12 protein-coding genes are annotated in these 7,177 nt (G+C 63.6%); 10 read left to right on the forward strand and 2 right to left on the reverse strand.

The window, feature by feature from the left end; all coding sequences use genetic code 11:
* The first annotated feature begins 54 nt into the window (after positions 1 to 54).
* From K0F85_RS09275 to K0F85_RS09315, 9 genes are all read left to right on the forward strand, one after another.
* On the forward strand, positions 55 to 735 hold the full coding sequence (locus K0F85_RS09275) for a hypothetical protein (protein ID WP_219115755.1): 681 nt from the start codon (positions 55 to 57) through the stop codon (positions 733 to 735).
* Between the two features lie 25 nt (positions 736 to 760).
* On the forward strand, positions 761 to 1,081 hold the full coding sequence (locus K0F85_RS09280; RefSeq protein ID WP_219115756.1) for a hypothetical protein: 321 nt from the start codon (positions 761 to 763) through the stop codon (positions 1,079 to 1,081).
* 85 nt (positions 1,082 to 1,166) lie between these two features.
* Positions 1,167 to 1,808 carry a hypothetical protein gene (locus K0F85_RS09285; protein WP_219115757.1) on the forward strand — a complete coding sequence of 214 codons (642 nt, stop codon included), beginning with the start codon at positions 1,167 to 1,169 and terminating at the stop codon, positions 1,806 to 1,808.
* Between the two features lie 87 nt (positions 1,809 to 1,895).
* On the forward strand, positions 1,896 to 2,753 hold the full coding sequence (locus K0F85_RS09290; RefSeq protein WP_219115758.1) for an alpha/beta hydrolase: 858 nt from the start codon (positions 1,896 to 1,898) through the stop codon (positions 2,751 to 2,753).
* A gap of 97 nt (positions 2,754 to 2,850) precedes the next feature.
* Positions 2,851 to 3,705: an undecaprenyl-diphosphate phosphatase gene (locus K0F85_RS09295; RefSeq protein ID WP_219115759.1), complete on the forward strand. Its 855-nt coding sequence runs from the start codon at positions 2,851 to 2,853 to the stop codon at positions 3,703 to 3,705.
* Positions 3,706 to 3,757: 52 nt separating this feature from the next.
* Positions 3,758 to 4,327, forward strand: coding sequence for a manganese efflux pump MntP (gene mntP, locus K0F85_RS09300; protein WP_219115760.1), 570 nt, complete (start codon positions 3,758 to 3,760; stop codon positions 4,325 to 4,327).
* Between the two features lie 96 nt (positions 4,328 to 4,423).
* Positions 4,424 to 4,630 (forward strand): hypothetical protein, encoded by a 207-nt coding sequence (locus K0F85_RS09305; RefSeq protein ID WP_146009850.1) that lies wholly within the window; start codon positions 4,424 to 4,426, stop codon positions 4,628 to 4,630.
* A 114-nt stretch (positions 4,631 to 4,744) separates the two neighbouring features.
* Positions 4,745 to 5,050 (forward strand): hypothetical protein, encoded by a 306-nt coding sequence (locus K0F85_RS09310; protein WP_219115761.1) that lies wholly within the window; start codon positions 4,745 to 4,747, stop codon positions 5,048 to 5,050.
* A gap of 73 nt (positions 5,051 to 5,123) precedes the next feature.
* Positions 5,124 to 5,369 (forward strand): hypothetical protein, encoded by a 246-nt coding sequence (locus K0F85_RS09315; RefSeq protein WP_219115762.1) that lies wholly within the window; start codon positions 5,124 to 5,126, stop codon positions 5,367 to 5,369.
* Positions 5,370 to 5,376: 7 nt separating this feature from the next.
* Here K0F85_RS09315 and K0F85_RS09320 read toward each other — a convergent pair whose 3' ends face one another.
* Positions 5,377 to 5,598: a hypothetical protein gene (locus tag K0F85_RS09320; protein WP_219115763.1), complete on the reverse strand. Its 222-nt coding sequence runs from the start codon at positions 5,596 to 5,598 to the stop codon at positions 5,377 to 5,379.
* 145 nt (positions 5,599 to 5,743) lie between these two features.
* On the opposite strand from K0F85_RS09320, the gene K0F85_RS09325 reads away from it, so the two are divergent.
* Positions 5,744 to 6,463, forward strand: a complete 720-nt coding sequence (locus tag K0F85_RS09325; RefSeq protein WP_219115764.1) for an SOS response-associated peptidase — start codon at positions 5,744 to 5,746, stop codon at positions 6,461 to 6,463.
* Position 6,464: 1 nt separating this feature from the next.
* On the opposite strand, the gene K0F85_RS09330 is transcribed toward K0F85_RS09325, so the two are convergent.
* Positions 6,465 to 7,177: DUF418 domain-containing protein (locus K0F85_RS09330; protein ID WP_219115765.1), on the reverse strand; the 713-nt coding region annotated here is incomplete at its 5' end.

Here is a 7,177-nt window from a genome sequence, read left to right on the forward strand (position 1 = left end):
AGAGTTGCTGCTTAGCATCTTTCGGCGCCTGACATTGAATCGTGGAGAAAATATATGCACAAGCAATTCCCTGCCGCCAGACTGCTGGCCGCCACCTTCGCCGCTGCACTGATGCAGCCCGCCATCGCCGCCGAGGCACCCGCCATGGAACTGGCGCCCATCGACGTGGCCAATCTGTACATCAAGACCATCATCAACCAGGATGAAGCCAGCGTCGCCAGGCTCAACGCCTACCTGCGTCCCACCCGGCTGGCCGGCCACCAGAGCGCCGAATACGCCTCGTATAGCGCTTTGAAGGAAGCCGACGCCAAGTTTCCAAGGCAAACCGGCAAGCTGATCGCCGACCTGTTCCCGGCCGACATGCGCGCGGCCGTGACGCCGGCCGCCGAGCTGCTGGCCGCGAATGTCATCGCCGCCAAGAATGGCGCCGCGTGCCAGGCCAGCAAGGCGGACCCGGTGACGGTGGAAAACGGCATGCAGACAGCCGCCGTCAGCTTCGAATGTCAGGTCGTCAAGGTGCCCGTGGCATGGGCAGCTGCCGCCCAGCAACTGGCAAAGAGCGGCTGCAAGGTCGAGCAATGCACGGCCGGCCTGCAAAAGATCGCCGCCACTTACACCAGTGCACCGAAGCAAACCTGGCGCGCCGTGTTTGCCGTCAGCCGAGAAAAGAACTCGGAAGCATGGCGCAACGATTTCGCGCGCGAAACCTTCGATGAAATATGGGAATACCTGTAATCCTGGCGTCGTTTAGCATAGCCCGATGGATACCCTGATTGCACAGCCTGCGGGCCTGGCCCTGCTGCGCCTGCTCGACCCCGACCATGTGCAAGGCGCGGTGGCCAGGCAGGCGCTTGCGCAGGATCTCGCCAGCCTGCACGGCAAGCAATTGCTGGCGCTGTTGCGCCGGCTGCGCGCCGCCCAGTCCAACCAGCAGCACTATGCGGGTGCCAGCGTCGAGCAGACGGAACAGCAGTTCGGCGCCGCCATCGCCGCCGTCAAGGCGGAACTGGCCACGCGCCCGCACATCCCCAACAAGCAGGAAGCCAAGGCACTGCGCCAGGCGGCGGCGAAGAAGCGCTGACCGGCGCCTGCGGTGCGCAGGCGGGCGCGCCGGTCCTTCTATAATCGGTCACGATACATTGTCTCCCGTACTGAAAGGTTTCTGCATGCCCACGTCCATCTCGCGCCACTTGTTCGGCTGCGCCGTCCTTGCCCTCTCGACCCTGGCTACCACGCAAGCGGCCCATGCCCGGGAGACCGCCCCCATCGACGCGCGCGCCGTGTGGACGGAACGCTCGCTGTCGGCCTGCCGCAGCGGGCAATCGCCGACGGCGCCCGACGTCTGCCTGCTGCGCACCATGCAGCGCTACGGCGCCCGCCCGCAAGCCATCGCCGCAGCCAGGATGCTGGTGAAAGCAAACAAGGCCGGCTTCATCTCCGCCTGGCGCCCGCTGGGCAAGGCGGCCCTGGCCAGCGTCACTTATCCTTTCCGTGCCAACACGAATGAAGGCAGCTTGCTGATCGGCAGCGATGGCGCGGCCATCGACGTCGACGAGGGTTCCGTGCGCGAGGAAGACCGCGCCACACCCGCCTGGCGCGCGTTTGCCGCCGCGCATCCGGACGCCATGCCGTTTGCCCCGGCCGATTTTGTCGGCAGCACGGCCACCAGCGATGGCGACCAGCGCCTGCTGTTTTCCACGCCGCTGAAGCGCTGCCATGCCTGCGCCGAGGATGGCGCCCTGCTGGTCGCCTATACGGTGGACGAGGCGGGCGTCGTGCTCGAACGGAAACTCTTGACGATCAAGTAATCATGCGCCAAAGATAAGTTAAAATTGCCCGATGGCATGTCTATACGAGTACATGCCATCGATCCAACGCAATTATCACGGGAAAACATGCGCCACTCTTGCCTTGCACTACATCTCGCCGCCGCCCTGCTACTGTCCAGCCCCTTCCACCTCGCCACTGCCGCGCCCGCCACTACTGCCAGTGCGGCCACGCCGCTGGTCATCGGCGAAAGCTTTGTCATCGATTCGCAGGCGCTGAAGGAAAAGCGCCACATCAATGTGTATATGGCGCGCGCCTGGGATACGCCGCCCGACGCAGCGCTGCCTGTGCTGTACATGCCGGACGGTGGTGTGGCGGAAGATTTCCTGCACGTGGCAGGCTTGCTGCAAGTGTCGGTGGCGAATGGCACGATGCGCCCCTTCATGCTGGTCGGCATGCAAAACACCCAGCGCCGACGCTTTCTGACGGGTCCGACGGACAGCGTCGAAGACCGCAAGATCACCCCCGTAGTGGGCGGCGCATCCGCCTATCGGGCCTTCATCCGCGATGAATTGAAGCCTGAAATTGCGCGCCGTTACCGCACGACGGGCGAGACGGCCATCGTCGGCGAATCGCTGGCGGGCCTGTTCGTGGTGGAAACGTATCTGCTGGAACCGCAGTTGTTCGACCATTACCTGGCGTTCGACCCCAGCCTGTGGTGGAATCATGGCGCCCTGCCGCGCCAGGCGGCAGCCTTGCTGGCCAAGGGCAAGCCTGGCAAGCACAGCCTGTACCTGGCCTCCAGCAGCGAAGCGGGCATCGCCGTCGAAGTGCAACGCCTGTCCGACGTGCTGCATAGACAGGCGCCGCCCGGCTTGCAATGGCACGTGGAAAAAATGCCGGAAGAGAGCCATGGCACGATCTATCACCCGGCCGCCCTGAAGGCGTTCCGTGCCATGTTCAAGCCGCCGGTGCCTGCTACCTGAAAAACATGGACAAACTGTAATCTGCTACGGGACGTGCCCGCCGTCACTGGCGGGTAAAATCGGCGGCCCTTCTTCCCCCGCCCGAGTCCAGATTTCCATGAGCTTTTTACAATTATTTATTCTTTCCATCGTCCAGGGCTTCGCCGAGCTGCTGCCCGTGTCCAGCTCCGCCCACGTCATCATGGCGGAAAAAATGATGGGCCTGGACCCCACGTCACCGGAACTGACCATGCTGCTGGTGATGTTACATACGGGCACCATGTTCGCCGTCATCGTGTATTTCTGGAAATCCTGGCGCGCCACGTATTTCAGTTCGGCCACCGCCTTTCGCAGCAATGTCCTGTTACTGGCGGTCGCCACGGCCCTGACGGGCATCGTCGGTTTCGGCTTGCTGAAGGGCATTACGCACATCATGAGCAAAGATGCGCCCGGCTTTGAAATCGAGCACCTGTTTGGCAACGCGAAACTGATGGCCGCCGCGCTGGCCGCCGCAGGCGTGCTGATCATCGTTTCCTCGCGCCTGCAAACGCGCCAGCATGGCAACTTGTCCATGGGCAAAGCCATGCTGATCGGCGCCGTGCAAGGCCTGTGCCTGCCCTTCCGGGGTTTTTCCCGCTCGGGCGCCACCATTTCCGCCGGCATCGCCATGGGCGTGCCGCAGCGCCGTGCCGAAGAGTTCAGCTTCGCCCTGGCCGTGGTACTGACGCCCGCCGTGCTGGTCAAGGAAGGCTGGCGCTTCTACCAGGCCATCGCAAATGGCAGCCTGGACCATCTGGAACACGGCAACAGCCTGCTGCACCTGCTGGGACCGAGCCTGCTGGGCATGCTGCTGTCGTTCCTGGCCGGCTTGCTGGCCCTGCGCTGGCTGTCGCGCTGGCTGGAACAGGGGCGCTGGCACTTCTTTGGCGCGTATTGCCTGCTGGCCTCCTTGGTGGTGCTGTATCTGGGGTAAAATCGCCGGGTTTCTCCTTAGACATCCCAGCCAGCTCCATTGAAAGCCAACGATGAATTTCGCCGCCACCGCCGCCCTCTCGCTTGCCATGTCCACCGATGCCTTCGCGGCGGCAGTGGGCAAGGGTGCCGCCCTGCACAAGCCACAATGGCGCGAGGCGCTGCGCACGGGACTGATTTTCGGCGTAATCGAAGCCATCACGCCCATCATCGGCTGGGCCCTGGGCAGCGTGGCGGCGCCCTATGTGGAAGCGTGGGACCACTGGATCGCCTTCAGCCTGCTGGGCATCATCGGTCTGCTGATGATACGCAACGCCCTTGCCGCTGACGACGAGGACGAAGCGCCGGCCCAGTCGCACTCGTTCTGGGTGCTGGCCGTCACGGGCCTGGCTACAAGCATCGACGCCATGGTGGTCGGCGCGGGCCTGGCCTTGCTGGGTGCCAATATCGTCGTGACAGCCGCCGCCATCGGCTTTTCCACCTTCGTCATGGTGACCCTGGGCGTGATGCTGGGCCGCGTGCTGGGCACGGTGGCGGGCCGCCGCGCTGAACTGGTGGGCGGCCTGGTGCTGATCGTCATCGGCTGCGTGATCCTGTACGAGCATATCGGCCATCCGGCCTGAGGCACGGGCGCGCACGGTACAGGCGCTGGCATGGCCGGCGGCGCTGTGCTGTGCTACAGTCAAACCTCTGCATTTCTGTCTCGCAAGGTGACCATCATGGAAACTCTGGAGCTGCTCTTCGCCTCGCTGGTGCGCGATACGGCCGTATCGATACGCGACCATCACGTCCCTTTCGCCATCAAACACGATGAGCGCGCCTATTTCGAGTGGATGGATGGGCACCCGATCAATGGCTATGTGCAGGAAGCATATCGCGAGATCGAAGAAACCGCCCAGCAAATCCGCGCCATTCGCGCTGGATGATGACGGCTGGTAAATCCTGGTCGGGAATTGAGGTATTGATCCAGATCAAACGCTCTGCTGTTCCAATCGAATTGATGGCCTAAAGCCGCGACAATGGCATTGGAGGCGGGAAACATGGATCTGCAACAAAAACACCAGATCAGGGGCTATGCATTTCATGTCACGGTGGCGCTGGAGAAGGATGGGCGCTACCGGGGCATGATTTTGGTCAGCAAGCGCGGCGATACGCAGCAGGTGTATGCCACACCCGTGCTGATTGAAACGCCCAGCAGTTTCAAGTCCGTGCATGCGGCCTTGATCGAGGCATCGGCGTATGCCCAGGAACTCATCTATAACGGCGCCATCAAGGCCCTGCTGCCGGTCGAGGGGCCGCTGGCCGGCAAACCGGCGTCGCAGCCACCGGATTTCGTCGACAACTGAAGCCCGCAAGCCCAGCCGGCCAACCCGGGTGGCGCGTATAATCACGCGCTTTCCCGGATAAAAACTCAGAATCATGGAATATGTGAATTTGCCGCTGGTCTTCCTGGTCGGCTGCGCGCTGATCGCCTTGCTGGCCAAGAAAAATGGCTACTCGTGGTATTTGTTTTTCTTCGCGATGGCCGTGCCCGCTCCTTTGCTGCTGCTGGCCTTGCCCCACGTGCTGGGCGTGGAGACCGCCTCGCTGACGTCCGTACGGCTGGGCACCGTCCTGCTCTTCCCGTGCGCAGGCCTGCTGCTGGCCCTGCGCAGCAAGCGTTAAAACCGTTTCAGCGTGACGGAAGCCCATCGGCAAGGCTCCAGCCCACGGATAACGCCAGTTGCTGCGCCTCGCGTTCATTGCTGCAATCGTCGTAATCGCAGGTGTCCGCATACGCGCCGCATGCCTGGTTCTGGCTGACGTAGGAACCGACCCAGCGACCATCGCGGCGCTGGCTGGCCGTCGCGCTGATGGTAAAACCTTTGTGGATGGTGGGGTTTTCAAAAGACATATTTCCTCCAATGCAAGAAACGTCAGCCAACTGACTGGGTTCCACTGTGCGCCACCTGCCGCTCGCAGTCTGTACGTTTGACCACACACAGGAAATACACACGCGCCGGCCCTCGCCGTGCCTGGTAATCGGGTATGATTTTGCCATGTGTGGACGATTCGATCAAAATGACACGGCGCGCGTGCTGGCGTCGTCTTTCGGCTGGACCGACGCCGTGTTCGACAGCGAGGCCGAGCCGCACCTGAACGTCTCGCCCGGTACTTACCGGCCCGTACTGCATATTCAGGATGGCCAGCGCAGGGTCGACGATGTCTACTGGGGCTACCGCCCCGCCTGGGCCGCGCAAGCCGTGGCCGTGCCCGGCAAGAAAAAAATTCCCATCGCCATCAATGCGCGTCTGGAAAAACTTGCCGGCGCCTACTGGAAGCCCTTGCTGCGCGCGGGGCGCGGCATCGTCTGCGTCTCCGGCTGGTATGAATGGACGGGGGAAACAGGCAGCAAGCGGCCGTGGCACATCCACCGCCGTGACCGCGCGCCCCTGTTCCTGCTGGCGCTGGCCCAGTTCGGGCCGTACAAGCACAGCCGCGAGGAAGCAGGCTTCGTGCTGGTGACAGCCGACAGCCTGGGCGGCATGGTCGATATCCACGACCGCCGCCCCGTGGCCGTCAGCCGGGAAGACGCACAACGCTGGCTGGACCCCACGCTCAGTGCCGAGCATGCGCTGCACCTGGCGCGCAGCTGCCTGCTCGACGTGGAACTTTTCGAATGGCATGCCGTGGATAATCCCCTCGTGCCCTCCGCCAGGGCCAAGGCGCCGCCGGCAGCGGCACCGGCGCAAGCCACATTCGACTGGGGCAGCGACTGATTCAGGCCGGCAACCGTGCCAGCCGGCGCCATAAGGCCTCCATCGGTCCCTGGCGGAAATAGCGCAGCCAGTAGCGACTCAGCAACACCTGGCCCGCCATGCACAATAGGGCCAGCCCCAGCATCTCGGCGGGACGCAAACGCGCGCCCCAACCCAGGCCCGGTCCCTGCAGCAGCCAGGTGCCGATCAGCGATTGCAGCAAATAGTTGCTCAGCGCCATGCGTCCCACGGGCGCCAGCCATGACCCGAGCCAGCGCAGCATGAAGGGAGAGGCCAGCATCAGCGCGGCCACATAGCCGGCCGCCAGCACCGGGCCGCCGGCGAACAGCGCCACTTCGAACAAGGCCGTATCGAACACGCTTTGATACGGATCAGCCACCTGCCACGCGATGGCGCCCGCCGCCAGCAGGTTGAATGGCAAGCCCACGCCCAGTCCCACGGCACGCACGCGGCGCCACAGGTGCTGGTGGCGCTGCGGCTGCGTCAACCAGCCACAACGCACGGACAAGATGCCCAGCAGGAACAACACGATGATATGCGGCAGCATGACAGCCGCGTACAGCAAGGAGACGAGGAAATCGTTGGCCCGCAGCTTGGCCACGGCCCACGCGCCGCCTTGCGTGTAGATGGCGTAACGTTCCGCAAAGCCTTGCAGATCGCGCGCGATGTCCGGCGCGCCGCCCTGCTGGCCCACGGGAATCAACAGGCACATGA

The organism is Janthinobacterium sp. UMAB-56, from assembly GCF_900095265.1.
GTDB lineage: Bacteria > Pseudomonadota > Gammaproteobacteria > Burkholderiales > Burkholderiaceae_D > Janthinobacterium.